Source organism: Microbacterium sp. LMI13-1-1.1 (assembly GCF_040815625.1).
Lineage (GTDB): Bacteria > Actinomycetota > Actinomycetes > Actinomycetales > Microbacteriaceae > Microbacterium > Microbacterium forte.
Genome location: NZ_JBFPNL010000005.1, coordinates 1 through 23,971, shown reverse-complemented (window position 1 = coordinate 23,971; position 23,971 = coordinate 1). Strand labels below are relative to the sequence as shown.

Genomic DNA, 23,971 nt, shown 5'->3' with positions numbered 1-23,971 from the left:
GCCACGCCGGCCCCGCAGCCAGTCGCCGAACGTCAGACCAGGGAAGGAGCACCATGTCCCACGCCGATGCCACATCCGCGGTCGAGCAGGACGAACACCAGGGCGCACCCGCGTCCAGACCGCTCGAGATCGTCTTCGGGGCCGTCGCCCTGGCCTTCAGCGCCGGGTATCTCTTCCTCACGACGCAGATCCCGCTGCGCCGCGAAGCGCTCCCGGGTCAGATCGACGCGCGCTTCTGGCCGATGGTCATCGCCGTCACGGCGGTCGTCATCTCGCTCGCGATCCTGGCGCTCGCCGTCACCCGGCCCGCGCCGGGGCGCGAGGATCTCGACCGCATCCAGCCCGGCGGTGTGGTCAGGGTCGTCGCCACCCTCGCGATCACCGGAGCGTTCATCGCGGTGTGGTCGCTGGGCACCGTCATCCTGTTCGGGTACCGCATCGAGGTCTTCCCGGTGGCCGCCGCCGTGCTGATGGCCGCTCTCATGCTCCTCTACGGCCACCGCCGCTGGCTGAGCCTGATCATCTACTCCGCCTCCGTCACCGCGTTCGTCTACGTCGTGTTCGGCATGCTCCTGAGGATCCCCCTGTGAACGCGCTCATGGAGGGGCTGAACTCGCTCCTCGACATCTCGATCCTGCTCTACATGCTCGTCGGGCTGCTGCTCGGCTTCATGGTCGGAGCCTTCCCCGGCATCACCGCGACCATGGCGGTCGCGCTCGCCGCCGGATTCACGCTCACGCTCGAGCCCGTCCAGGGTCTCGCCGTGCTGCTGACGATCTACGTGGCCGCGAACTTCGGTGACCGCGTGCCGTCGATCCTCATCAACACCCCGGGCACGCCCGCCTCGATCGCCACGACCCTCGACGGCTATCCGATGGCGAAGCAGGGCCGCGCCGGTCTCGCCCTCACGATCTCGGCGATCGTCTCGGCCGTCGGCATCCTCGCCTCGCTGGTGCTGTTCGCTGTCGCAGCCGTGCCGATCGCCAGCTTCGCCCGCGACTACTTCAAGTCGCCCGAGCTCTTCGCCCTGGTCGTCTTCGGCATCTCGATCATGATCGGCATCTCGTCGAAGTCGATGCTCAAGGGCATCCTGGCCGGACTCTTCGGGCTCATGCTCGGCACCGTCGGCACCTACGCGGCGACGGCCGATCAGCGCTTCACCTTCGGCGTGCTCGAGCTCGTCGAAGGCGTCAACTTCATCGCGGTGATCATCGGGCTCTTCGGCATCGCCGAGCTGTTCGACCAGCTGCTCACCTACCGCAAGTCGAACGTGCGGCCCATCTCGAGCCTCGGCCGCTGGTGGCCGAACAGGGCCGAGCTGAAGCAGAGCGGACGCGCCACTGCTGTCGGCGGCGCTGTCGGACTCGGCGTCGGGCTCATCCCCGCGGCCGGTGGCGACATCGCCGGACTCATCGGATGGGAACGCGCGCGCAAGGCCTCGAAGCACCCCGAGATGTTCGGCAAGGGGTCGATCGAGGGCGTCGCCGCCTCCGACACGGCCTCGAGCGCCACGCTCGGCGGTTCGCTCACGACCACGATGGCCCTCGGCATCCCCGGCGACTCGGTGATGGCCGTGATGATCGGATCGATGATCATCTGGGGCATCACCCCCGGCCCCACGCTGTTCACCAACCGCCCCGACCTGGTCGTCTCGATCGTCGGCATCATGCTCGTCGCGACGCTGCTCTCGCTGGCGCTGAGCCTCGTCCGTATGAAGGGCATGGTCAAGCTGCTCGATGTGCCTCAGCCGTACCTGTGGAGCGGCATCCTGATCTTCTGCATCATCGGCACCTATGCGACGTCGAACAGTCTCTCGACGGTCGTCACCATGCTCGTCTTCGGCGTGATCGGGGTGCTGCTCAAGCGGATGCAGGTGCCTGCTGGCCCGATCGTGCTCGGCCTGCTTCTCGGGCCTCTCGCCGAAGAGAACCTCGCTCGCACCCTGGCGATCCTGCCGACGCGTCCGTTCTTCGAGGTGGTGAGCCCGATCGCGATCGTGCTGCTCGTGCTCGCTGTGCTGTCGATCGTGATGCCGGCCATTCGAGCCGCCCGCACCCCGCGCGCCGAGCGAGCCTCCCTCTCGGAGTCGATCCTCCCCGCTGAGAGCCGCGAGCAGATCGAGAAGGCGCACGGCGAACTCGCCGCAGACCCGGATCTGCTCACCTCGACCGTCCGCAACGTCGACGCTCCTGCGCGGCGCCCGCGAAAGACCCGAAAGAACTCCAAGGAGAACGAGAAGTGACCCGCTACGACATCCTCACCGCCGTGCCGACCGCCTTCCACAGCGACGGTGCACTCGACCTCGAGGGATCGCGAGCGATCTTCCGCTTCGTCGCCGAATCAGGCAACGAGGGCGCGTTCGTCCTCGGCACCACGGGCGAGTTCCCCGCGATCGACGCGATCGAGTTCGCCGCGATCGTCGAGGCGGCGCTGGCCGAGCTGAAGGATCGCATGCGCGTCGTCGTGCATGTCGGTCAGCCGAGCACGTTCGAGGCGCTGCGGCTGGTCGAGATCGCGAAGGGCCTCGGTGCGACCGAGTTCGCCGCCCTCACCCCCTACTACCTGAAGGCCACCGACCAGTCGATCTTCGAGTACTTCGAAGCGCTGTCGGCAGCGGTCGGCGACGGCCGGCTCTACGTCTACATCTACCCGGCGCGCAGCGGCAATCCGGTGTCGGTCGAACTGCTCACGCGCCTGGCCGCGCTGCCGAACATCGTGGGCGCGAAGGTCAGCGAACTGTCTCTCGACGAGATCGCCGCCTACCGAGCTGCGGTCCCGGCCGACTTCGATCTCTATACCGGCGCCGACCGCGACCTGATCGCTGCGGTGCGCTCGGGTGCGCAGGGTGTCGTCTCAGGGGTCTCCTCCGTCACTCCCAAGCCGTTCCGCGCGTTGGCCGACGCCGGCCGCTCAGGGGATGCGGATGCGATCGCCGCAGCCCAGGCCGCCGTCGACGACGTCGTGTCGCTGATCGGTGGCGACATGGCGCGCATGAAGGAGGCCTACCGCGTGCTCGACGTCGTCGACACGCACTGCCGCATGGCGATCGCCGAGCCGACGGATGCCGAGCGCGAGGCCGTCGCGCGGGTCGTGGCGGTGCACCGCTAGACGCGTGCGCCGGGGCAGGGCGGGGCGCCTCACAGCCGACCGGGGCAGGATGGAGGACATGTCCGTCAACCCGCACGAATCCCGGCCGTGGCTCGCCTCCTACGCAGATGACGTTCCTGCGGAGATCGAGGCTCCGACTCAGACGCTGCCCGAGATGATGGCGGCCAGCGTCTCCGCATTCGCGCGTCGCCCGGCGCTCGAGTTCTTCGGCGCGGTGACGACCTACCGCGAGCTCGGCGATCAGATCACGCGCGCCGCCGAGGGGCTCCGGCGCCTGGGCGTGCGCAAGGGCGATCGCGTCGCGCTGGTGCTGCCCAACTGCCCGCAGCATGTCGTGGCCTTCTATGCGGCACTCCGTCTCGGCGCCATCGTGGTCGAGCACAACCCGCTCTACACGGCGAGGGAGCTGCGGCACCAGTTCGAGGATCACGGCGCGAAGGTCGCGATCGTCTGGGACAAGACGGTCGACACGATCGCGGACTTCCCCTCGGACCTGCGGGTCGAGCACATCGTGAGCGTCGACCTCACCGAGGCGATGCCCGCCTCGCAACGGATGCTCCTGCGGCTGCCCATCCCCAAGGCGCGGGCGTCGAGGGCCAAGCTGACAGCCACCCCGAAGACGCGTCGCGCGCTGGCCTGGAAGAAGCTGGTCGACCATCGTCCGCTCTCGCGTCGCATCGAGGGCCCTTCGCTGGGCGACACCGCGCTGTTGCAGTACACGAGTGGGACGACGGGCGACCCGAAGGGCGCGATCCTCACTCACGCGAACCTGCGCGCCAACGCGATGCAGGGTCGCGCATGGGTGCCAGGACTCGTCGACGGCAAGGAGACGTTCTACGGTGTGCTGCCGCTGTTCCACGCCTACGGGATGACGCTGTGCCTGACGTTCGCGATGAGCATCGGCGCGAAGCTCGTGCTGTTCCCGACCTTCGACCTCGGCCTCGTCACGAAGGCGGCGCGCACGAGTCCGCCGACCTTCCTCCCTGCCGTGCCGCCGATCTACGACCAGCTCGCGCGTGCCGCGTCACGCGGGACCATCGATCTCTCCACGGTCCGGTTCGCGATCTCCGGTGCGATGAGCCTTCCGGTCGCGACCGTGCAGCGGTGGGAGGAGGCGACCGGCGGCCTGCTCGTCGAGGGATACGGCATGACCGAGAGCTCGCCCGTCGCACTCGGCAACCCGATGGGCCGCAGCCGTCGCCCCGGCACGGTCGGCGTGCCGTTCCCGAGCACGGAGATCCGCGTCGTCGATCCTGCCGACACCGACGTCGACATGCCGGTGGGCGAGCGGGGCGAGCTGCTCATCCGCGGACCTCAGGTGTTCCAGGGCTACTGGGGCCGCTCGAGCGACACCGCCGACGTGCTGCTCGCCGGCGGCTGGCTGCGCACCGGCGACATCGCCGAGGTCTCTGCCGACGGCTTCGTGACGATCGTGGACCGCCTCAAGGAGCTCATCATCACCGGCGGCTTCAACGTCTCGCCCAGCGAGGTCGAGGATGCGCTCGAGGCGCACCCTGACGTGGCCGCCGCCGCCGTGGTCGGCCTTCCGAGAGCGAGCGGAGGCGAAGAGGTCGCCGCCGCGGTCGTGCTCCGCGAGGGTGCGACACTCGACTCGGGAGCGCTGCGCGACTTCTGTCGCACCCGGCTGACCCCCTACAAGGTGCCCAAGCGCATCACGGCGGTCGATGATCTTCCTCGTTCGCTGATCGGCAAGGTGCTGCGCAGGCAGGTGCGGGATCGGATGCTCGCCGACTGACCGTCGGGCCTCGTTCGCCCGCTCGCGAGCTCCCCGACGCGATTGAAATCGGTTACAGTGTGCCGATGGTCACGATCTACGACGTCGCTCGACTCGCGCAGGTCTCGCCGGCCACCGTCTCGCGCGTGTTCAACGGCACCAGCGTCTCGGCGTCGAAGGTCGAGGCGGTGCGTCGAGCCGCCGAACAGCTGCGCTTCACCCCCAACCGCACCGCTCGCACCCTGCGGCGGCAGAGCTCCGAGGTCATCGGCCTCGTGATCCCCGACATCGAGAACCCGTACTTCACCGAGATGGCCCGAGGTGTCGAGGACGTCGCCTCGGAGGCCGGGTACTCGGTCGTGCTCTGCAACTCCGACTCGCAGCTCGAGAAGGAGGCGACCTATCTGCAGATCGCGATCTCCGAGCACATGTCCGGCGTGATCATCGCGACCGCCGACGAGCGCTCCGACCTCGGCGGCATCCTCGCGACGGGGCGGCCGGTCGTCGCCGTCGACCGCAGCACGACCTACGACATCGACGGCGTCGTCATGGCGAACCGGGCGGCCGGCGCCTCGGCCGCGAAAGACCTCATCGATGCCGGATACCGGCGCATCGCCTACATCGGCGGTCCCGAGCACATCGACACGGCGGCCGAGCGGGCCGCGGGCTGGCGACAAGCGCTGAGCGCAGCGCATCCGGATCTCGACCTCGACGACCTCGAGCGGTTCACCACGTTCCGCGTCGACGGCGGGCGAGAGGCGATGGAGCAGCTGCTCGCACTCCCCGAGCCGCCTGATGCCGTGGTGGCCGGCAACAACCTCATCGGCGTCGGAGCGATCCAGGTGCTGACCGAGCAGGGCCTGACCCCGCCGCAGGTCGGCGTGGCGGTGATCGGTTCGCTGCCCTTCACGACGCTCTCGCCCACAGCCGTGACGGTCGTGCGGCTGCCCGCACGTCACATGGGAGTGACGGCGGCGCGGATGCTGCTGGAGCGCATCGGCGGCGATGATCAGCCGTCGCGCACGGTGGTGCTGCGCAACGAGATCCAGCCGGCCAGCGCCGTCGCCACGGCCAGGGGCTGACAGCACCCGCGGTCCCTCACTGAGACCGCCAGAACCGGGTCGCGAGGTGCGTGAGCTCGGTGTCGAGGTCGTCGACTTTGCCCTCGACACGAGTGAGTCGGGTGTCGAGGGAGTCGAGCCGCACGTTCATCACCTCGAAACCGGCTCGCATCTCCGTGCGCAGCACGTCGATCTCGCCGCGAAGGCCGCCGATCTCGCCGCGAAGGCCGCCGATCTCGCCGCCGAGCTCGCCGCGAAGGCCGGAGATCTCGCCGCCGATCTCGCCCCGAAGGCCGCCGATCTCGCCGCCGAGCTCGCCGCGAAGGCCCCCGATCTCGGCGCGAAGCACCCGGCTGAACTGTGTCGTCATCAGGGTCATGCCGCCGAGCATCGCGCTCGCGAAGATGCCGATCATCGTCCAGGCCTGCGGATCGCTCAAGTCCATACCTCCATTGTTCGGCGCGGAACTCAGGATGTCACCGGGGTCCCGCGCTGTATGCCGGAGTTCACACTCGGTGTGCACAAGTCGGCGATGTTGGCGACAGTGCAGAACGGATGGCCGGTTGCGGTATGAAACCGATTTCACATACAGTGGCAGAACACGTGCGATCAAGGAGGACGCGAGTCATGACCTACACCCTGCCGGCACCGGCATCCCGACCGGCGTCCGCGCCGAAGGCCGCATACCTGATCGCCTCGGGCGACCTGCGCGAAGCCGCCAACACCGGCGGCTGGCCCGTGCAGGTCGAGCTCGAAGCGGGCGTGACCGGCGTCTTCAACGACCTGGGGTGGACTGTCATCCGCGCCAACGACGTCGACCCTGCGACCGGCCACGGCTTCATCTCGAGCCAGCGCATGGGTCTCGAGGTCTTCAAGAACATCCCGACGGATGCTCCGCTGATCGTCGCCGAGGCGGTGTGGCAGTACTCGCACCACGTGCTCGCAGGTCTGCGCACGCATGAGGGTCCGATCCTCACCGTCGCGAACTTCGCGGGTGACTGGCCCGGCCTCGTCGGGCTCCTCGGCCTGAACGCCGGCCTCACCAAGATGGACAAGCCCTACGCCACGATCTGGTCGGTCGACTTCACCGACGACTGGTTCCGGGCCGGGATCGAGGAGTGGACCGAGACCGGCTCGATCACGCACGACGCGTCGCACGTGCGCCCGCTGCCCGAACTTCCCGACAGCCCCGAGAAGCTGCTGGGCGAGGCGCTGGCCGCCGAGCTTCGCGCCGAGAAGGCCATCATCGGCGTCTTCGACGAGGGCTGCATGGGCATGTACAACGCGATCTTCGACGACGAACTGCTCAACAAGACCGGCATCTACAAAGAGCGCCTCTCGCAGTCGGCTCTGTATGCCGAGATGCTCGAGGTGGGCGACGACGAGGCGGATGCCGCCTACGACTGGCTGATCGACGCGGGCATGACGTTCCGGTACGGCGAGGACGCCGAGACCGAGCTGACCCGCGAGCAGGTGCAGTGGCAGCTGAAGATGTACATCGCCGCGCTCCGCATCGCCGACGACTTCGGCCTCGACGCGGTCGGCATCCAGTATCAGCAGGGCCTGAAGGACCTGGTTCCGGCATCGGATCTGGCCGAGGGGATCCTGAACTCGACCGAGCGCCCGCCCGTCACCTCCCGTGACGGCTCGCGCGTGCTGCACGAGGGTCGTGCGTTCCCGCACTTCAACGAGGCCGACGAGGGCGTCGCGGTCGACGCGCTGGTCACCGATCGGGTGTGGCGCGCGATGGGACTCGTGCCCGACAACACCCTGCACGACGTGCGCTGGGGCGAAGATCACGACGGCCAGTTCGTCTGGGTCTATGAGATCTCGGGGTCGGTGCCCGCGTCGCACCTCGGCGGCTGGCAGAACGCCGAAGGATGGCGTCAGGGCCACGTGTTCTTCCCGGCGGGCGGCGCGACGATCAACGGCGTCTCGAAGCCCGGCGAGATCGTGCTGTCGCGCGTGTTCATCGCCGACGGCATCCTGCAGGCCGACATCTTCCGCGCCTCCGTCGTCGAGCTCCCGGCGGAGGAGACCCAGCGCCGCAAGGATGCGACGAACCCCGAGTGGCCGATCGCGCACGTGGTGCTGCACGGAATCTCGCGCGATCAGTTCATGGCGCGGCACAAGGCCAACCACGCTCAGCTCGTCTATGCGCCGGATGCCGAGACGGCCGACAAGGCGCTGGTCGCCAAGGCTGCGATGTTCGCGGGCATGGGCATCAAGGTCAACCTGGTCGGAGACGTGACGATCTGACCGCTGGGTGAGGGTGAGCTCCGGAGGGCGGCCGGGGGAGGGGGCGGATGCTGCGGCATCCGCCCCCTCCTGGCCGTCGGGCCGGACTTCTTCCGCATGGCGTACTTAAGCGCTATAGTCGGCCGCAGGTCGCGACGGTGCGGCCGGATTCGACAACGACGCCGAAGGAGACGATCCGTCATGAGTCAGAACGTCAGGAATCACCGATTGCGAAAGAGCATCGCCGGGCTGGGGGTGCTCGCGACCGCTGCTGCAGGCATTCTCACCGGTTCGCTGGGGGCTGCCGCCGAGAGTGCCGAGCCGGCCGACCCGAAGCTCGCCGTCTATGTCGAGGTGAACTCGAACGATTTAGCCAACGTCGCCGACTACACGCTCGCCGAGTCCGGCGATGCAGCCATCGACATGGCGATGATCTTCGCTGCGAACATCAACTACGACGGCGAGAAGGCATACCTGCACTTCAACGAGCGGGTCACCGAGACGCTCGACGATGCCGAGACGCAGATCCGTCCTGTGCAGGCGAAGGGCGCCAAGGTGCTGCTCTCGGTGCTCGGCAACCACCAGGGTGCCGGCTTCGCGAACTTCACCTCGTTCGCGCAGGCCGATGCGTTCGCCGCTCAGCTCGCCGACGCCGTGACGACCTATGGGCTCGACGGCATCGACTTCGACGACGAGTGGACGAACTACGGCGCCAATGGCACGCCGCAGCCCAATGCGGAGTCGTTCGGATGGCTGGCCACCGCGCTGCGCGACCGCCTCGGCCCCGACAAGATCATCAGCCTGTACGCGATCGGCCCGACCTATACGACGACCGACTTCACGCTGTTCGATGCAGCGAGCGTGCTCGACTACGCCTGGAACCCCTACTACCCGACCTACGATGCGCCCGTCGTTCCCGGCCTCGAGGACCGCGGTCTGCTCGGGGCTGCGGCCATCGACCTGGCCAACACGAGCGCAGCCACCGCGGCGGACTTCGCGACCCGCACTGTCGCCGACGGCTACGGCGTCTATGTCGCCTACAACCTCACCGCGACCGACCAGTCGGCGTATCTCTCGGGCATCACCGAGGCGCTGAAGGGCGAGGCGACCGAGTATCGGGCGGCGCCCCGCGACACGACGGCCCCGACCGTCACGGTCAAGGAGGGCGCGCGGTTCACGAAGGGCGATGCGGCGGTCGGCTATCAGCGGGTCAGCTTCACGCTCTACGACGAGGGCAAGATCGACAGGCTCTACGTCAACGGCGTCGAGAAGGATCTCACAGACAACGAGTGGAGCGACCTGAACTTCGTGAGGTCGGGTGCCTTCGGAGCGGTCACTGGCGCGAACACGCTGCGGGTCGTCGACGTCGCCGGGAACGCCACCGAGGTGTCGTTCGTCCTGTCGAAGTGATCACCTGAGATCGAAGCGATCCCCTGAGATCGAAGCGATCACCCGAGGTCGAAGACCTCGATCTGACGGATCGTGACCCCGGCCTCCGCCCGCACGCGGATCGCCGGGGTCACGACCGGTGCCGCCAGCTCGAACGGGGTGGTGCGGTCTGCGGCCAGCTCCGCGTCGTGCGTGGTCGGTGCCGCGGTCCAGTTCCCGTCCTCATCGATGACCTCCCACTGCAGGCGCGACGATGGGGCTGCAGCGACCATCGTCACGGTGAGGTCGCTCACGGCGCGGGGCTCGGCGAAGCGGCATCCCGCCCATTCGCCGGCAGCCAGGGCGACGCCGCTCGAACCGTCATGCGCGCCGTCGTCGAAGAGGCGCCGGGCATCGACGACGGATGCCGCTGCGATCACATCGGCTCGCTCGGCCGTCAGATCGCGACACCAGGTCGAGTGGGCTGCCGGTGCGTGCTCGCCCGTCTCGAGGGCATCCGAAGGGGCGGTGCCGAAGACCAGTTCGAGGTCGGCGTCACCGGCCAGCGCGGCGATGGGGAGCTCGGCGCGATCGAGATCGACCCCGTCGAGTCGCGCGCTCTGCAGCACGTGGGCGGCCGGCTCGCTGCGGTGAGAGCGGATGCGCAGCGAGGAGCCGTCGGCGCGATCGACGCGGATGTCGTCGAAGAGGGGAGACCCGATCCGCAGCACTCCCGACGCGAGCTCGAGCGGGTAGAGCCCGAGAGCCGCCCACAGCCACCACGCGCTCATCTCGCCGTTGTCCTCGTCGCCGGGGAAGCCCTGACCGATGTGGGCACCCGCGAAGAGGCGGGCGGCGAGCTCGTTCACGATCGCCGCGGTGCGCCATGGCCGGTCACTGAACGCGTACATGAAGGGGATGTGGTGGGCGGGCTGATTCGAGATCGCGCACATGCCGGAGCGCAACGCCCGCGCCTCGCGCTGCTCGTGGATGACCGCGCCGTATGCTCCGCCGAAGCGCTCGTCGGCGGTCTCGGGCTCCGCGAAGAGGTCGTCGAGATGCTGGCCGAAGGCGTCGCGGCCGCCGTGCAGCGTCGCGAGTCCGGCTCCGTCGTGCACGGCGCCGACCGACATGCCCCAGGCGTTCGTCTCGACATTGTCGCCGCCCCAGGTGCGCGGGTCGAAGCCCGGCGCGAAGCCGCCCGCGGAGTCCTTGCCACGGAGGAAGCCGGAGTCCGCATCGAACAGGGTGCGGTACGACAGCGCCCGGTTCGCGAAGTACCGGGCGAAAGAGCGGTAGCGCGCGGCATCCTGTGCGGACTCCGCATCGGCGGCGAGCTGCGCGGCGAACCGGCCGAGTGCGGCATCGCTCACGGCGTTCTCGATGGTCCAGCTCATGCCCTCCGGCACGTCGGACGAGATGAATCCGGTGAAGCGCCCGCGGGCGATGCCCTTGCGACCGCGCAGCGCATCGGGTCCCGGCTCGCAGGCGTTGCGCCAGCCGCTCTCGAACGCCTCCGCGCGGTCGAACTCCACTCCCCACCGGGCGGCGTCGGCGAAGATCTGGTCGCTCGACGTTCCCACCATGCTGTCGACGTATCCCGGGGCGCTCCACCGGGCCATCCAGCCTCCACGGCGATACTGCTCGAGCTGTCCGTCGAGCAGCCTGCCGGTCAGCGCAGGGTCGAGCAGCGCGAGTGCCGGCCATTCGGTGCGGTAGGTGTCCCAGTAGCCGTTGTTCACCACCAGCTCGCCGTCGACGGTCGGGGCGCCGGTGGCGCGTTCGCCGAACGGCTCTCGCGCCGCGAAGACGTCGGCGAATCGAGGGATCGGGGCATCGGCGGTTCCCGCGTTCTCGGCGGCCGTGTTCGGATACAGATGCATCCGGTGCAGGGCCGCGGCGATCCGGCTCACATGCTCGTCGTGCGCCAGTCGGCGATACGGAGCCTCCGCCTCGGGGAGGGGCGGGATGGTCACACGCCCCAGCACGCGGTTCCAGGATGCTGCGGATGCCGCCCGCACCTCGTCGTAGGTCACCTCGGCCGGCGCTTCGAGGTCGAGGCTGCGTCTGGCCTGCTCGATCGACACGAACGACACCGCCACGCGCACCTCGAGCGAACCGCGACCACCGACATAGCCGGCGACGTGCACCCGCTCGGCGTCGTCGAGCGCGCCGCGCGGGCCCGACGCGTCGTCACCCTCGCTGCGCAGCACCACGCCCGCGAAGTAGCAGCGCGGAGCGTTGCCCCAGTCCACGGTGCCCTCGGGCGTCCACCCTTCGAAGCCGCCGTCCTCCGTCCAGGTCAGGCGTCCCTCGTCGGTCGGCTGATCGATCACGAACCCGACGATGGCGTCGGCCTCGGCGCCGCGCACCCGGAAGGCGGCGGCGTGCGAGGTCGCGGTCATCTCTGCGCGCAGTCCGCCGAGGTCGACCGCGTACTCGTGCGGGCGGGCGCGCTCGGACCCGGGGGTGATCCAGCGTCGACGCTCCCCACGGTCAGACATCGGGCGTCCGTCGAACGGCATGAGCTGGAGCACCGAGCGATCGCCGATCCACGGACTCGGCTGATGGGAGAACTGCAGCGCTTCGAGGCGTCGCCCCGGCGGGTCGTCGTGGATGCTGGGGCGGTACGGCCAACGGGTGTCCGAGGCATCGGTCGCCGGAGTGACGAACGTGAAGCCGTGCGGAACGGCGACCGCGGGGATCGTGTTGCCGCGCGAGAAGCGCGGTCCGGAGTGCGTGCCTCGACGGGTGTCCACGCGTTCGACGGGAGGAAGGTCCGCCGCCGCGGGGTGCTCCGGCATCTCCTCGACGACGCACTGCACGAAGCCGCTGACGCGCGAGGGGAGATCCGCGTCGGTCGCCAGGGATCCTGTGCCCAGGACGAGTTCGACGGTGACCGAGGTGTGCGGCACAGAACCCGAACACAGCGGGGCGAGAGACACCGTGTCGGCGTTCCACTGCTCCGGCAGACTCCAGCGGGCCCCGAACTGCGCATCGGCGGTGAGCGGGAAGTCGTACCGGTCGCGCACGGCGGCGATGTCACTCAGCCTCGCGCCGTCGGCACGCCGCGCATCGACGGTCACCGCGAGCGCCGCATGCGGGGCGAGGGTCGCGTCGGCGCCGTCGGCATAGAACGCCCAGTGCAGCACGGTGTCGGACGTGACGGGGATGTCTGCGAGTCCGGGCACGTCGATCCGCTGCTCGCCTGCCGAGGGGTCGAAGGAGAAGGCGAAGACCTGCCCGGGGATCACGCCCGCCCGAGGACGAGATGACGGTGGATCGACCGGCCCGTCGGCGGGCATGAGGTGCACGGTGCTCACCCCTTGACCGCGCCCTCCTGCACGCCCTTGAAGAAGAACCGCTGCGTGAACGAGAACATGATCACGATCGGCACGAGTGCGATCATGGTGCCCGCCGCGATCAGACGCGGATCGACGGAGAAGCTGCTGTTCAGATAGGCCATGCCGACGGTCAGCGTGTACTTCGACGGGTCGGAGAGCACGATGAGGGGCCAGAGGTAGTCGTCCCACGCGCCGATGAAGGCGAAGACGGCGACGACCGAGACCATGCCCCGGATGTTGGGCCACACGATATGGCGGATGCGCTGCCAGGTCGTGGCGCCGTCGACGGTCGCGGCATCCAGCACGTCCTGGGGGATCATCCGGCACGCGGTGGCGACGAGCAGCACGTTCATGGCGCTGATCGCGCCGGGCAGGAACACGCCCCACAGGGTGTCGGCGAGGCCGAGCGCGCGGATCGTGAGGAAGTTGCTCGTCACGGTGACCTCGCCGGGGAAGAGCAGCGTCGACAGCAGGATGGCCATGACGATCCACTTGCCGCGGAAGCGCATGCAGCCGAGGGCGTAGCCCGCGAACGTGGCGAGGATCACGTTGCTGAGCACCGTGCCGACCGAGACGAGCAGGGAGTGCCAGGCGTAGAGATAGACCGGGACGATCTCGGCGACGGTGGCGTAGTTCTGCAGCGTCGGCTCGCGGGGGATGAGGTTCGGCGGGAAGGAGTAGATGTTCTCCTGCGGGCCCTTGAACGAGGTCGAGAGCTGCCACAGGAACGGGCCGATGACGATCACCAGCACGAACAGCAGCAGAGCGTAGCGGCCGATCAGCCCGCCGAGCGTCGGCTTGCTGAAGTCGCCTGAGCCGCGGCGGCGGAAGATGCGTTCGCGTGTGGTCGCGGCGGTCTGATCGTCGGGACGCCGGTCGTCGTCGACGCGCGGCGGGGTGAGCGTGCTCATGCGGGGACCTTCGCCTTCTTCTCGCGATTCATGATGGCGATCGCGGCGAGCGGGATCAGGGTGAGGAGGAACAGGGCGACGCTGATCGCCGAGGCATAGCCGATGTTGCCGTTGAGACCGGAGCCGACCTGACGGATCAGCATGACCAGCGACATGTCGTAGCCGCCCGGCCCGCCGGTGCTCTTCGAGAGCACGTCGAGCTCGGCGAACACCCTCATCGCCGAGACCGCTATGAGCACCGCGATCAGGAGCATGGCACCGCGCACCGAGGGGATCGTCACCGAGAGGAAACGGCGGAACGACCCTGCTCCGTCGAGCATCGCCGCTTCATGCAGCTCCTTGCCGACGTTGCCGAGGGCGGCGAGGTAGACGACCATGTAGTAGCCGAGGCCCTTCCACACCGTCAGCAGGATCGCGCAGCCGAGCAGCAGCCAGCGGTCGACGAGGAACGCCATCGGCTTGTCGACCAGGCCGAGGAACTCGAGCGTCTGGTTGATGATGCCGCGACTGTCGAACAGCCAGGTCCAGATGAGCGCGACCACGACCACCGAGGCGATGACGGGGAAGTAGAAGGTGGTGCGGAAGAACGCGATACCCGGCAGCTTCTTCTGCACGAGCAGAGCGAGAAGCAGCGGGAGGATCGTGAGCAGCGGCACGCAGACGACCACGTAGATGATGCAGGTGGTGAGGGCGTTCCAGAACATCTCGTCGCCGAACATCCGCTCGTAGTTCGCCCCGCCGACGAACTCGGGGGTTCGCAGGGGGCGGGCGTCGGTGAAGCTCAGGAAGACGGTGTTGAGGAACGGCCAGAGCGCGAACACCAGCACCCAGATGACGGCGGGGCCGAGGAGCAGCCACGGGGTGAACCACCGGTGAGACGTGATGCTCTTCCTCCGGCTCCGGATGCTGGTGTCCGTGCTCATGGCTTACTGGTCCACGCGGTTCGCGTTGGCGTACTCGACGATCTTGTCGAGCTGCTCCTGCGCGTCGGCTTCGCCGTTGACGGCGAGCGCGATCTGCTGAGTCATGTACGTAGCCATGTCGGACGTCCACTGGAACGGGATGGCCTTGGCATCCTCCATCGCGGTGAACACGGTGTCGATCGCCGACAGCTGCTTCTCGTCGGTGATCGACGACGAGATGTTCTCGACCACGGCGTCACCACCCGACGACGTGCCGGGCGCCGTGCCGACGGCGAGGGACGAGAAGGCGACCTGGTTCTCCTCGTTCGTCGCGAACTCGGCGAACGCGAGTGCAGCCTCCTTGTTGTCGGAATCGGCGGAGACGTTCAGTCCCTGCACATAGAGCGGAGGGATGCCGAGACGCTGCGTGGCGACGGTGTTCTCCAGCAGCGCGGGGGCGTCCTTGGCGAGGTCGGTCGTGAAGCCGGTGCCGCCGGTGGTGAAGGCGACCTTCTCCTGGATGTAGGCCTCGGCGTTTCCGCCGTAGTCGCCGGTCAGAGCCTCGGCGGGCATCGCCCCGGCCGCGTACGCGTCGGCGTACTTCTCGATGATCGCTGCGGCCTCCTCGGTGTTGAAGTCGAACTCGCCCTCGTCGTTGATGACCTCCATGCCGGCGGAGGTGAAGGTGTCGAGAGCGGGGATCGACGACAGCAGCTGCACCTTGCCGCCGGACTCGGTGGCCACGTCCTTCGCGAGGGTGAGCAGCTCGTCGACCGTCGTGGGGAGGTTCTCCTCCGTGACGCCGTAGGGGGCGAGCTGCGCGAGGTTCCACCACGAGGCGTCGCTCGAGAGGTACCAGGGCAGACCGTAGGTGCCTTCGACGCCGGGGTACTGGCTGTACGCCTCCCATGCGCCGGCGTTGTACCCGGACTTCAGGTCGGGGTCCGCCGTCTCGAGGTCGACGAGCTTGCCGGCGGCGACGAGGGGGTACGCGATGTCCGGCGGCAGATTGAGCACGTCGGGGAGGGTGTCGGCGTTCGCCTGGCTCAGGATCTTCTCCTGGTAGCCGTCGCCCGGCTGGTCGAGCCACTCGACCGTGACATCCGGGTGCTCCTTCTCGAACGCGTCGATCAGGTCTTCGAAGTAGGGGGTGAACTTCTCGTTCTTCAGCGACCAGGTCTGGAACTGGATGGTTCCGCTCAGCTCACCGGAGGTGTCGATCGGACCGGCGGCACCCGATGTGGCGCCGCCTCCGGTGCAGCCGGCGAGCGCCATGGCGCCGATCGTGAATGTTGCCAGAGCGACAATGCGTGCGGGAACTTTCATCGTGCTTCTTCCTCGAGGCGGGCGATTGGCGGTGTCCGTCCGACGGACTACAACGCTTTAGCAGATGAAACCATCCGTCGCGGTCTCTGTCAAGGTCTCGACGCTCCGCGTGCATGCAGATAGCGGAATTCCGGGTGGCGGCCTCGCGCTCAAGCGTTATAGTGGTGCGAAATGTCCTCGCCGGAGGGCTCTGTCGGAAAGGTCCGGACACATGACGCAGCGCCGCGCTCTCGATGCTCGCCTGAGATTCGGGGCGAACTACACGCCGTCTAAGGACTGGATGCACTCCTGGCTCGACTTCACCCCCGATGACGTGCGGCGCGACTTCGCGGCCCTCGCAGAGCTCGGACTCGACCACGTGAGGGTCTTCCCCCTGTGGACGGTGCTGCAGCCGAACCGCACGCTCATCCGCACGAAGGCGATCGACGATGTCCGCGCCATGGTCGACATCGCTGCCGAGTTCGAGCTCGATGCGAGCGTCGACGTGATCCAGGGGCACCTGTCGAGCTTCGACTTCGTGCCCTCCTGGCTCTACACCTGGCACGACCGCAACATGTTCACCGACCCGACAGCACTCAGCGGGCAGGTCGACCTCGTGCAGACGCTCGCCGGCGCGCTGCGCGACGCCCCGAACTTCCTCGGGCTGACCCTCGGCAACGAGACGAACCAGTTCTCGGCGCACACGCATCCGTCGCCCTGGCCGGTCACGACCGACGAAGCGGGGCACTGGATCGAGTCGCTGCTCGCTGCCGCCGAAGGAGCGGCACCCGGTCTCTCGCACGTCCACAGCGAGTACGACGCGGTCTGGTACATGGACGGGCACGGCTTCACCCCCGCGCATGCGTCGCGCCTGGGCGAGATGACCACGATCCACTCCTGGATCTTCAACGGCACGGCTCAGCGCTACGGCGGCAGGTCGGTCGCCGCCGACCGCCACGCCGAGTACCTCATCGAGCTGTCCCGCGCCTTCGCCACCGATCGCGAGCGACCGGTCTGGCTGCAGGAGGTGGGCGCCCCGTCGAACTGCCTCGACGAGAGCGAGATGCCCGGCTTCCTCGAGGCGACGCTGCGGTCGGCGGTGCGAACGGAGAACCTCTGGGGCGTGACCTGGTGGTGCTCGCACGATGTGAGCCGCGAGCTCGGCGACTTCCCCGAGCTCGAGTACTCGCTCGGCCTGATCGATCAGAGCGGTGCGGCCAAGCCCCTCGGCCGCCGGTTCGCCGAGCTCATCCCCGAACTGCGCGAGCGCCGCGCGGTGCCCGCCCGCGAGACGGCGATCGTGGTCGACGTCGACGCGCGCGAGGTGCCCGTGAGTCGCGCGGCTCTCAGCCCGGGCGGTGCGATCTTCCAGGCCTGGGTGGATGCCTGCGACGCCGGCCTCGACCCTGCCTTCGTGACGTCGCAGACGGCTCTCGACGACGCGGCGCTCGCCGCGCGCGGCATCCGTCGCCTCATCCGTCCTGATCTGTCGACGAGCGGGGTCGACCCCTACGGCTCCGTCAACACCGTCGTCGACGGCTGACGACGACATCGCGAGACGCCGCAGAGCCGTCGTCAGGATGCTGCCGCCGGCGGAGCCGTGCTCTCGCGGGCGGTGAGGGTCGGCGTCGGGCCCTGAGCGCTGGGCAGGTTGAGGCCGGCGACGATCTGCTGCAGCAGCAGTGTCGCGGCCTGCTCGCCGAGCTCGAACGTGTCACGGGTCATCGCGGTGATCGACGGGTTGATCAGACCGGCGATCACCGAGTCGTCGAAGGATGCGATCGAGACGTCGCGCGGAACGGCGCGGCCCATCTCCTGGGCGACCCTGAGGCCGGCCACCGCCATCACGTCGTTGTCGTAGACGATCGCCGTCGGGCGCAGGCGGCCCGAGAGCTGGGAGCGTGTGACGGCGGAGGCCCTGGCGGGGGAGAAGTCGGTCGTGATCACCTCGCCCGCGATGCCGTCGGGCGCCATGGCGTGCAGCACCTCAGCGCGCAGACGGGTGTGCTCGAGCTCGGCCGGGCCGGCGACGTAGGCGATGCGCGTGTGCCCCAGGGCAGCGAGGTAGGAGAAGAGCGTCTCGGCCACCTCGTCGTCGGCGATCCAGACGCTCGGCACTGCTCCCTCGGGGGAGGGCTTCGAGCCGATCATCACCGCGCGGGCGTCGAGCGCCGCGATCCGGTCACTGCGGGGGTCGTCATCGCGAGGGTCGATGAGGATGATGCCGTCGACCTGGTTCGACGACCGCCACTGCCGATGCACCTCCATCTCCTCGGCGATGTCGGTGACCAGGCGCAGCTGCAGACTGACCTTGCTCTCGGAGAGCCGCGACTCGATGCCGGCGATGAGGTCGGTGAAGAAGGCCTCGGATCCGAGCGAACGGGCGGGACGCGCGAGTGCGAAGCCGACCGTGTTGGCGCGGGCGCCGACCAGGGCGCGCGCCGCGGAGCTGGGCTGCCAGTGGTTCTCCTCGACGATCGCGAGGATGCGTTGACGGGTCTCATCGCTCACACCGGGGCGTCCGTTGAGCGCGAATGACACGGCTCCGGGCGAGACTCCGGCCATGCGCGCGATGTCCGCGATGGTGACGCGTTTGCCCGAGGTCATGCGCCTCACACTACTTGATCGGTTTAGCCGCTCGGAAGCCGCCGAGCGTGATTCCGGGCCGGTTTACTAGATCGCTTTAGTAAATCCGATAGCATTGTCGGCAACCGCCCGACTCCCGGGCGCGAGTCAGGTCCCCTCTCACCGTCGAGCCCGGAGAATCACACCATGCATGACGACACCTCGCTCACCGTCGGCCGCGTCAAGCGGGTGCTCGACGAGCGCATCCGCCCGGCCGTCCACTCCGCATCCGTGCCCCTCACGATCGAGGTGAACCAGCTCCCGGGTGAGCCGATCAGCCCGGCGGACGGGCTCGCTCTCGACTTCGCCCCGGCCTCCGTGCCGAGCATGTGGGGCCCCGCCTGGTCGACGACCTGGTTCAAGATCACCGGTCGCGTGCCCGCCGAATGGGCCGGCCGCCGGGTCGAGGCCGTCATCGACCTCGGATTCGACATCAACATGCCGGGCTTCCAGTGCGAGGCGCTCGTCTACCGGCCCGACGGCAGTCCGGTCAAGAGCATCAACCCGCGCAACCAGTGGCTGCCCATCACCGAGGACGCTCACGGCGACGAGCCCGTCGAGCTGTATCTCGAGGCGGCCGCCAACCCGGTGCTGCTCGACTACCACCCCTTCCTGCCGACGCAGGAGGGCGACATCCAGACGTCGTCCCGCGAGCCGCTCTATCGCACCCGCCGCATCGACCTCGCCGTCTTCGAGCAGGAGGTCTTCGAGCTGTCCCTCGACCTCGAGGTGCTGTTCGAGCTGCAGGCCGAGCTGCCCGCGACGTCGCCGAGACGCATGCAGATCCTGCAGGCCATGGACGACGCCCTCGATGTGCTCGATCTGCAGCGCATCGTGCAGACCGCACCCGACGCCCGCGCTCGCCTGGCAGACGTGCTCGCAGCGCCCGCCGAGGCCAGCGCGCACCGCATCTCGGCGATCGGCCACGCGCACATCGACTCCGCCTGGCTGTGGCCGGTGCGCGAGACGATCCGCAAGGTGGCCCGCACCACCTCGTCGATGACGACGCTCATCGACGAGCAGCCGGACTTCCTCTACGGCATGTCGAGCGCGCAGCAGTACGCGTGGCTCAAGGAGCACCGGCCCGAGGTGTACGCCAGGGTCAAGGCCGCCGTCGCCGAGGGGCGCTTCCTGCCGCTCGGCGGAATGTGGGTCGAATCCGACACCGTGATGCCGACGGGTGAATCGCTCGTGCGCCAGTTCTCCTATGGGCAGCGCTTCTTCGAGCGGGAGTTCGGCATCCGTTCGAAGGGCGTCTGGCTTCCAGACAGCTTCGGCTACTCGCCGGCTCTGCCGCAGCTCATGCGCCGTGCCGGGTTCGAGTGGTTCTTCACGCAGAAGATCTCCTGGAACCAGCAGAACGTCTTCCCGCACCACTCCTTCCTGTGGGAGGGCATCGACGGATCGCAGGTGTTCACGCACTTCCCCTCGATGGACACCTACAACTCCCAGCTCAGCGGCATGGAGGTCGCCAAGGCCTCGCGTCAGTTCAAGGAGAACCGCGTGACATCGCGGTCGATCGCGCCGGTGGGCTGGGGCGACGGCGGTGGAGGCACCACGCGTGAGATGACCGGCAAGGCGAAGCGCCTCGAGAACCTCGAGGGCAGCGCGCGGGTCGTGTGGGAGCACCCGGACACCTTCTTCGACGCCGCCCGCGCCGAGCTGCCGAACCCGGCCGTCTGGGTCGGCGAGCTCTACCTCGAGCTGCACCGCGGAACCCTCACCAGTCAGCACGCCACGAAGGCGCTGCACCGCTGGGCCGAGCACGCGCTGGTCGAGGCCGAGCTCTGGGCGGCGACGGATGCCGTGCGCACCGGCGCCGCATACCCGCAGGCCGAGTTCGATCGGCTGTGGGAGACCGTGCTGCTGCACGAGTTCCACGACATCCTGCCGGGCACGTCGATCGCGTGGGTGCACCGCGAGGCCGTCGAGGTCCTCACGAACGTGCTGTCGGATGCCCGGGACATCTCCGATGCCGCTCGGCGCTCGCTCGCGGGCGCGGGGGATCGCGAGCTGCGGTTCGTGCCGACGTCGGTCGGTGGCGTCGGTGGCGGTGGACGCGCGCTCGGGGCGGGCTTCGTCGAGGCGCCTGCCCCGGCATCCGTCATGCTCTCCGGCGAAGACGGCGGGTGGCGCCTCGAGAACGAGCTCGTCTCCGTGCTGATCTCCTCCGAGGGGCTCATCGTCTCGGCGGTCGACAAGACCTCGGGTCGCGAGGCGGTGGCCGAGGGGCGCGCGGCGAACCTGTTCCAGTTGCACCAGGACTTCCCGAACATGTGGGACGCCTGGGACATCGACAAGTACTACCGCAACAGCGTCGACGACCTCACCGCGGTCGATTCGATCTCGGCGTCCGTCGTCGACGGCACGGCCTCGGTCGTCGTGACCCGGTCGTTCTCCGAGTCGACGATCGAGCAGACCATCACCCTCGCGCCCGGGCAGCGCACCGTGCTGCTCCGCAACGACATCGACTGGCACGAGACCGAGAAGCTGCTCAAGCTCGCGTTCCCGCTCGACGTGCAGGCAACGCACACCGAGGCCGAGACGCAGTTCGGCTACCAGGCGCGGGTGACGCACACCAACACCAGCTGGGAGGCGGCGAAGTTCGAGACCTCGATGCACCGCTTCGTGCTGGTGCGCGAGCAGGACTTCGGCGTCGCGCTCGTGAACGACTCGATCTACGGGTACGACACATCGCGCGAGGTGTCGGATGAGGTCGTCACGACCACTGTGCGGCTCTCGTTGCTGCGCGCGCCGCGGTTCCCCGACCCCGACACCGACCACGGCCACCACCAGATCGAGATCGGGTTCGTGGTCGGTGCGGACGCCGCGATCGCGACCGCCGAGGGCATCCGCCTCAACTCGCTGCCGACCCTGGTGCGCGGCGCGCACGAGGTCGCGCCGCTCGTGAGCGTCGAGGGTGAGGGCATCGTGGTCTCGGGTGTGAAGCTCGCCGACGACGGCTCGGGCGACGTGATCGTGCGCCTCTACGAGGCGCTCGGGCGCCGTGCGGTCGGGTCGCTCGCTGCCGACTTCGAGCATCAGGAGATCCGGGAGGTCTCTCTGATCGAGGACGCGCTGGACGACGGGCGCGTGGGCGGCGAGCTGCGTCTGCGGCCGTTCGAGGTGCGGACGCTGCGCATCGTGCGCTGAGACCTGCGTCATCCGCGGTCGCCATTGTGGCGGGCTGCCTCATGGGAGGACGATGGGCGGATGGCGACAGTCGATGACGTTCGAGAGATCGCGCTCGCGCTGCCCGGTGTGACCGAGCGCGTCGGTGGTCACACGGGCGAGCCCTCCTGGCGGCTGCCGAGCGGTCAGATCGCGTGGGTGCGCGGCGCCAGCAAGGTCGATCTGCGCCAGCTCGCAGATCTCGGGCTCGTCTGGCCCGACGGGCCGGTGCTGGGCGTGCGAGTCGCGAGCCTCGAGGAGAAGGCGATGCTGCTGGCGGCAGAGCCCGAGGGTCTGTTCTCGATTCCGCACTTCGACGGATACCCCGGCCTGCTGGTGCAGCTCGACGCGGTCGAGCGCGACCGGCTCGCCGAGATCATCGCGGACGCGTGGCTCGTGCGGGCTCCGGTGCTCGTCGCGAAGCAGTGGCTCGCGGAGCGCGGTCTCGACTGATCAGGTCGCCGTCAAGAACGGCCGGGCCGCGTCGAGGAAGCTGCGAGGTTCATCGGCCCACAACCGGATGCGGTCGACGTGGTGCACCCCGCCCTTCGGTGCGAGACCAGGGAGCCGGATCGAGACCGGGCGTTCGAGCTCGATCTCGATGTTGGTCTCGTCCTGCATCCGCTCGGCGTACTCCGACCCCGTGATGCGCGGCTGCTTGGGCTGGTCGACGCGGCGGTCGATCGCGACCGACGCGATGTCGGCCCACCCGATCGGCACATCGAGCTCGAGTCCGCTGCGCACCCGCACTCCGTCGGGCCCCACCGAATGCGGCCGCATGAGCATCGCGCACAGCAGGCCGACCATCCAGGTGACGCCCCAGATGCCGAGCACCAGCAGCGTGATCCGCACGGCGGGCCACTGGTGCACGATGAGGTCGAGGATCGGGATCTCGACAGCGGAGAGGCCGATGAAGATGAACAGCACCGTGAGCACGGGGCGGTGGTAGCCGATTCCCGTGCCGCCCTTCGGGACTGCGGGGCGGCGGGCGATCGCGCGGGCGATGCTCGAATACACCCGCAGCTCGGCGATCCATGCGCGATGGAGGAAGTTGAGGATGCGCGCGATCGGGGTCGGGCTCGGAGCGGTCGTCTGCAGCTGCTCGGTCATGCGGTGTCTCCGCGAGGGGAGGGGGCGCCCGCGCTCTCGGGAGAGGGCGTGGCGGCGGTGGTCACGAGGTGCTCGAGGTGGGCGGCCACGGCCGAGAGGCCGCGCTCGACGGCCGCGCGGTCGGCAGGGGCGATCGCCGACAGCAGAGTCTCGTTGAGCTGCGCGTGCTCGTTCTGCATCCGCGCCATCGTCGCGGTGGCGGCCTCGGTCAGCTCGACCAGGACGGCGCGTCGATCGGTCGGGTGCGGGGTGCGCCGGACATGCCCCGACTTCTCGAGAGCATCGACGAGCCCCGTGATGTTGCGAGGGGTGACATCGCAGAGCTGTGCCAGTGTCTGCTGCGTCGACGGCCCGGCGTGCTGAAGAACCCAGAGCAGGTGCACGCGGGCTGTCGTGAGTCCGGTGCCGTCGAAAGCGCGGGCCATGTCCCTCTGGAAGAGGTCTGCGATCAGCAGGAGGCGATCGACGAAGAGCGGTTCCATGATTGTGACGATACTGCATTGTTACCTGTATTCACTAGTTTTTCTCGCTCCGCCTGCTCTTTCCCTTTCCTCTTCTCCGTCTCCGTCTACTTCTCCTTTTCCTTCTCCTTCTCCTTTTCCTTTTCCTTCTCCGTCTCCGACTCCGACTCCGTCTGCTTCTCCTCTTCCGTCTCCCTCTCTTTCTCCGTCTCCTTTCCCGTCTCCTCCGCCGTCTCCTTTCCCGTCTCCGTCTCCGTCTCCTCCGCCGTCTCCTTTCCCGTCTCCCTCCCTTTCTCCTCCGCCGTCTTCTTCTTCTTGGTGCTTTCGTCGGCCGCGCGTCCTTCTCTGCGCTGTATCGGGAGATCGGAATATGGCGTTGATCTGGGGTAAAAGCGGGCCGTTTCGGGTCTCGAATGTCGGTGGTCCCCGGTTGACTGGGGGTATGAACAGCACTGCGGAGCTTTTGGATCGGGTCGTCGCCGACCTGGATGCGGTGCTGTCCGATGACGCGCTGGCGGGGTTGTCGGATGCGGACCGGGTCGCGGTGTTGCAGGGCGCGGGGGCGGCGTTCCGGCGTGCCGAGGCGGTGATCGTGGAGACGATCGCGACGGGGGATCCGGGCGATTTTCCGC

General features: G+C 68.5%; 19 protein-coding genes. 11 read left to right on the top strand and 8 right to left on the bottom strand.

Going from position 1 to position 23,971, the window contains the following annotated elements; translation table 11 throughout:
- The first annotated feature begins 53 nt into the window (after positions 1 to 53).
- The 5 genes from MRBLMI13_RS06930 (at position 54) to MRBLMI13_RS06910 (ending at position 5,925) form a co-directional block, all read left to right on the top strand.
- The gene (locus tag MRBLMI13_RS06930) at positions 54 to 590 is read left to right on the top strand and encodes a tripartite tricarboxylate transporter TctB family protein (protein WP_042536827.1); all 537 of its coding nucleotides are present in this window, start codon (positions 54 to 56) and stop codon (positions 588 to 590) included.
- On the top strand, positions 587 to 2,242 hold the full coding sequence (locus tag MRBLMI13_RS06925) for a tripartite tricarboxylate transporter permease (protein WP_042536826.1): 1,656 nt from the start codon (positions 587 to 589) through the stop codon (positions 2,240 to 2,242). Before MRBLMI13_RS06930 ends, MRBLMI13_RS06925 begins: the two co-directional genes overlap by 4 nt.
- The gene (locus MRBLMI13_RS06920; RefSeq protein WP_367821401.1) at positions 2,239 to 3,108 is read left to right on the top strand and encodes a dihydrodipicolinate synthase family protein; all 870 of its coding nucleotides are present in this window, start codon (positions 2,239 to 2,241) and stop codon (positions 3,106 to 3,108) included. Before MRBLMI13_RS06925 ends, MRBLMI13_RS06920 begins: the two co-directional genes overlap by 4 nt.
- 58 nt (positions 3,109 to 3,166) lie before the next feature.
- Positions 3,167 to 4,864, top strand: coding sequence for a long-chain-fatty-acid--CoA ligase (locus tag MRBLMI13_RS06915; RefSeq protein WP_367821399.1), 1,698 nt, complete (start codon positions 3,167 to 3,169; stop codon positions 4,862 to 4,864).
- Between the two features lie 65 nt (positions 4,865 to 4,929).
- On the top strand, positions 4,930 to 5,925 hold the full coding sequence (locus tag MRBLMI13_RS06910) for a LacI family DNA-binding transcriptional regulator (RefSeq protein WP_056374631.1): 996 nt from the start codon (positions 4,930 to 4,932) through the stop codon (positions 5,923 to 5,925).
- A gap of 16 nt (positions 5,926 to 5,941) precedes the next feature.
- Here the strand turns inward: MRBLMI13_RS06910 and MRBLMI13_RS06905 are convergent, their stop codons facing one another.
- Positions 5,942 to 6,349 (bottom strand): hypothetical protein, encoded by a 408-nt coding sequence (locus tag MRBLMI13_RS06905; RefSeq protein ID WP_367821397.1) that lies wholly within the window; start codon positions 6,347 to 6,349, stop codon positions 5,942 to 5,944.
- A gap of 182 nt (positions 6,350 to 6,531) precedes the next feature.
- Between MRBLMI13_RS06905 and MRBLMI13_RS06900 the strand changes: the two genes are divergently transcribed.
- Together MRBLMI13_RS06900 and MRBLMI13_RS06895 are read left to right on the top strand one after the other, a co-directional pair.
- Entirely contained in the window at positions 6,532 to 8,163 is a 1,632-nt protein-coding gene (locus tag MRBLMI13_RS06900; protein WP_367821395.1) for a fucose isomerase, read from the top strand.
- A 180-nt stretch (positions 8,164 to 8,343) separates the two neighbouring features.
- Positions 8,344 to 9,552, top strand: a complete 1,209-nt coding sequence (locus MRBLMI13_RS06895) for an endo-beta-N-acetylglucosaminidase H (RefSeq protein WP_367821393.1) — start codon at positions 8,344 to 8,346, stop codon at positions 9,550 to 9,552.
- Between the two features lie 38 nt (positions 9,553 to 9,590).
- On the opposite strand, the gene MRBLMI13_RS06890 is transcribed toward MRBLMI13_RS06895, so the two are convergent.
- From MRBLMI13_RS06890 to MRBLMI13_RS06875, 4 genes are read right to left on the bottom strand one after another with little or no spacing between them, the layout of a single operon-like run.
- The gene (locus MRBLMI13_RS06890; RefSeq protein ID WP_367821391.1) at positions 9,591 to 12,833 is read right to left on the bottom strand and encodes a GH92 family glycosyl hydrolase; all 3,243 of its coding nucleotides are present in this window, start codon (positions 12,831 to 12,833) and stop codon (positions 9,591 to 9,593) included.
- On the bottom strand, positions 12,830 to 13,765 hold the full coding sequence (locus tag MRBLMI13_RS06885) for a carbohydrate ABC transporter permease (protein WP_042536820.1): 936 nt from the start codon (positions 13,763 to 13,765) through the stop codon (positions 12,830 to 12,832). Before MRBLMI13_RS06885 ends, MRBLMI13_RS06890 begins: the two co-directional genes overlap by 4 nt.
- Positions 13,762 to 14,688, bottom strand: coding sequence for a carbohydrate ABC transporter permease (locus MRBLMI13_RS06880; RefSeq protein ID WP_197065931.1), 927 nt, complete (start codon positions 14,686 to 14,688; stop codon positions 13,762 to 13,764). Before MRBLMI13_RS06880 ends, MRBLMI13_RS06885 begins: the two co-directional genes overlap by 4 nt.
- A 3-nt stretch (positions 14,689 to 14,691) precedes the next feature.
- Positions 14,692 to 15,993, bottom strand: coding sequence for an ABC transporter substrate-binding protein (locus MRBLMI13_RS06875; RefSeq protein ID WP_367821388.1), 1,302 nt, complete (start codon positions 15,991 to 15,993; stop codon positions 14,692 to 14,694).
- Between the two features lie 211 nt (positions 15,994 to 16,204).
- Between MRBLMI13_RS06875 and MRBLMI13_RS06870 the strand changes: the two genes are divergently transcribed.
- Positions 16,205 to 17,515 carry a glycoside hydrolase 5 family protein gene (locus tag MRBLMI13_RS06870; RefSeq protein ID WP_367821386.1) on the top strand — a complete coding sequence of 437 codons (1,311 nt, stop codon included), beginning with the start codon at positions 16,205 to 16,207 and terminating at the stop codon, positions 17,513 to 17,515.
- 32 nt (positions 17,516 to 17,547) lie between these two features.
- Here MRBLMI13_RS06870 and MRBLMI13_RS06865 read toward each other — a convergent pair whose 3' ends face one another.
- Complete coding sequence (locus tag MRBLMI13_RS06865) at positions 17,548 to 18,579, bottom strand: LacI family DNA-binding transcriptional regulator (protein ID WP_367821384.1); 1,032 nt, start codon at positions 18,577 to 18,579, stop codon at positions 17,548 to 17,550.
- A gap of 165 nt (positions 18,580 to 18,744) precedes the next feature.
- On the opposite strand from MRBLMI13_RS06865, the gene MRBLMI13_RS06860 reads away from it, so the two are divergent.
- A complete protein-coding gene (locus MRBLMI13_RS06860; protein ID WP_367821382.1) occupies positions 18,745 to 21,750 on the top strand; it encodes an alpha-mannosidase in 3,006 nt (1,001 codons plus the stop codon).
- 60 nt (positions 21,751 to 21,810) lie between these two features.
- On the top strand, positions 21,811 to 22,221 hold the full coding sequence (locus MRBLMI13_RS06855; RefSeq protein ID WP_042536815.1) for an MmcQ/YjbR family DNA-binding protein: 411 nt from the start codon (positions 21,811 to 21,813) through the stop codon (positions 22,219 to 22,221).
- Here the strand turns inward: MRBLMI13_RS06855 and MRBLMI13_RS06850 are convergent, their stop codons facing one another.
- Both MRBLMI13_RS06850 and MRBLMI13_RS06845 read right to left on the bottom strand, forming a co-directional pair.
- The gene (locus MRBLMI13_RS06850) at positions 22,222 to 22,878 is read right to left on the bottom strand and encodes a hypothetical protein (RefSeq protein WP_367821380.1); all 657 of its coding nucleotides are present in this window, start codon (positions 22,876 to 22,878) and stop codon (positions 22,222 to 22,224) included.
- Entirely contained in the window at positions 22,875 to 23,360 is a 486-nt protein-coding gene (locus MRBLMI13_RS06845; RefSeq protein WP_367821378.1) for a MarR family winged helix-turn-helix transcriptional regulator, read from the bottom strand. Before MRBLMI13_RS06845 ends, MRBLMI13_RS06850 begins: the two co-directional genes overlap by 4 nt.
- Before the next feature lie 421 nt (positions 23,361 to 23,781).
- Here MRBLMI13_RS06845 and MRBLMI13_RS06840 point away from each other — a divergent pair.
- On the top strand, positions 23,782 to 23,971 hold a 190-nt coding region (locus MRBLMI13_RS06840; RefSeq protein ID WP_367821376.1), incomplete at its 3' end, for a hypothetical protein.

What these genes read in the sequence shown, in the direction of transcription:
- MRBLMI13_RS06865 (WP_367821384.1), bottom strand. Translation starts at nt 18,579, where the DNA reads ATGACCTCGGGCAAACGCGTCACCATCGCGGACATCGCGCGCATGGCC.
- MRBLMI13_RS06845 (WP_367821378.1), bottom strand. Translation starts at nt 23,360, where the DNA reads ATGGAACCGCTCTTCGTCGATCGCCTCCTGCTGATCGCAGACCTCTTC.
- MRBLMI13_RS06910 (WP_056374631.1), top strand. Translation starts at nt 4,930, where the DNA reads ATGGTCACGATCTACGACGTCGCTCGACTCGCGCAGGTCTCGCCGGCC.
- MRBLMI13_RS06860 (WP_367821382.1), top strand. Translation starts at nt 18,745, where the DNA reads ATGCATGACGACACCTCGCTCACCGTCGGCCGCGTCAAGCGGGTGCTC.
- MRBLMI13_RS06870 (WP_367821386.1), top strand. Translation starts at nt 16,205, where the DNA reads ATGACGCAGCGCCGCGCTCTCGATGCTCGCCTGAGATTCGGGGCGAAC.
- MRBLMI13_RS06855 (WP_042536815.1), top strand. Translation starts at nt 21,811, where the DNA reads ATGGCGACAGTCGATGACGTTCGAGAGATCGCGCTCGCGCTGCCCGGT.
- MRBLMI13_RS06895 (WP_367821393.1), top strand. Translation starts at nt 8,344, where the DNA reads ATGAGTCAGAACGTCAGGAATCACCGATTGCGAAAGAGCATCGCCGGG.
- MRBLMI13_RS06915 (WP_367821399.1), top strand. Translation starts at nt 3,167, where the DNA reads ATGTCCGTCAACCCGCACGAATCCCGGCCGTGGCTCGCCTCCTACGCA.
- MRBLMI13_RS06905 (WP_367821397.1), bottom strand. Translation starts at nt 6,349, where the DNA reads ATGGACTTGAGCGATCCGCAGGCCTGGACGATGATCGGCATCTTCGCG.
- MRBLMI13_RS06885 (WP_042536820.1), bottom strand. Translation starts at nt 13,765, where the DNA reads ATGAGCACGCTCACCCCGCCGCGCGTCGACGACGACCGGCGTCCCGAC.
- MRBLMI13_RS06875 (WP_367821388.1), bottom strand. Translation starts at nt 15,993, where the DNA reads ATGAAAGTTCCCGCACGCATTGTCGCTCTGGCAACATTCACGATCGGC.
- MRBLMI13_RS06930 (WP_042536827.1), top strand. Translation starts at nt 54, where the DNA reads ATGTCCCACGCCGATGCCACATCCGCGGTCGAGCAGGACGAACACCAG.
- MRBLMI13_RS06900 (WP_367821395.1), top strand. Translation starts at nt 6,532, where the DNA reads ATGACCTACACCCTGCCGGCACCGGCATCCCGACCGGCGTCCGCGCCG.
- MRBLMI13_RS06850 (WP_367821380.1), bottom strand. Translation starts at nt 22,878, where the DNA reads ATGACCGAGCAGCTGCAGACGACCGCTCCGAGCCCGACCCCGATCGCG.
- MRBLMI13_RS06880 (WP_197065931.1), bottom strand. Translation starts at nt 14,688, where the DNA reads ATGAGCACGGACACCAGCATCCGGAGCCGGAGGAAGAGCATCACGTCT.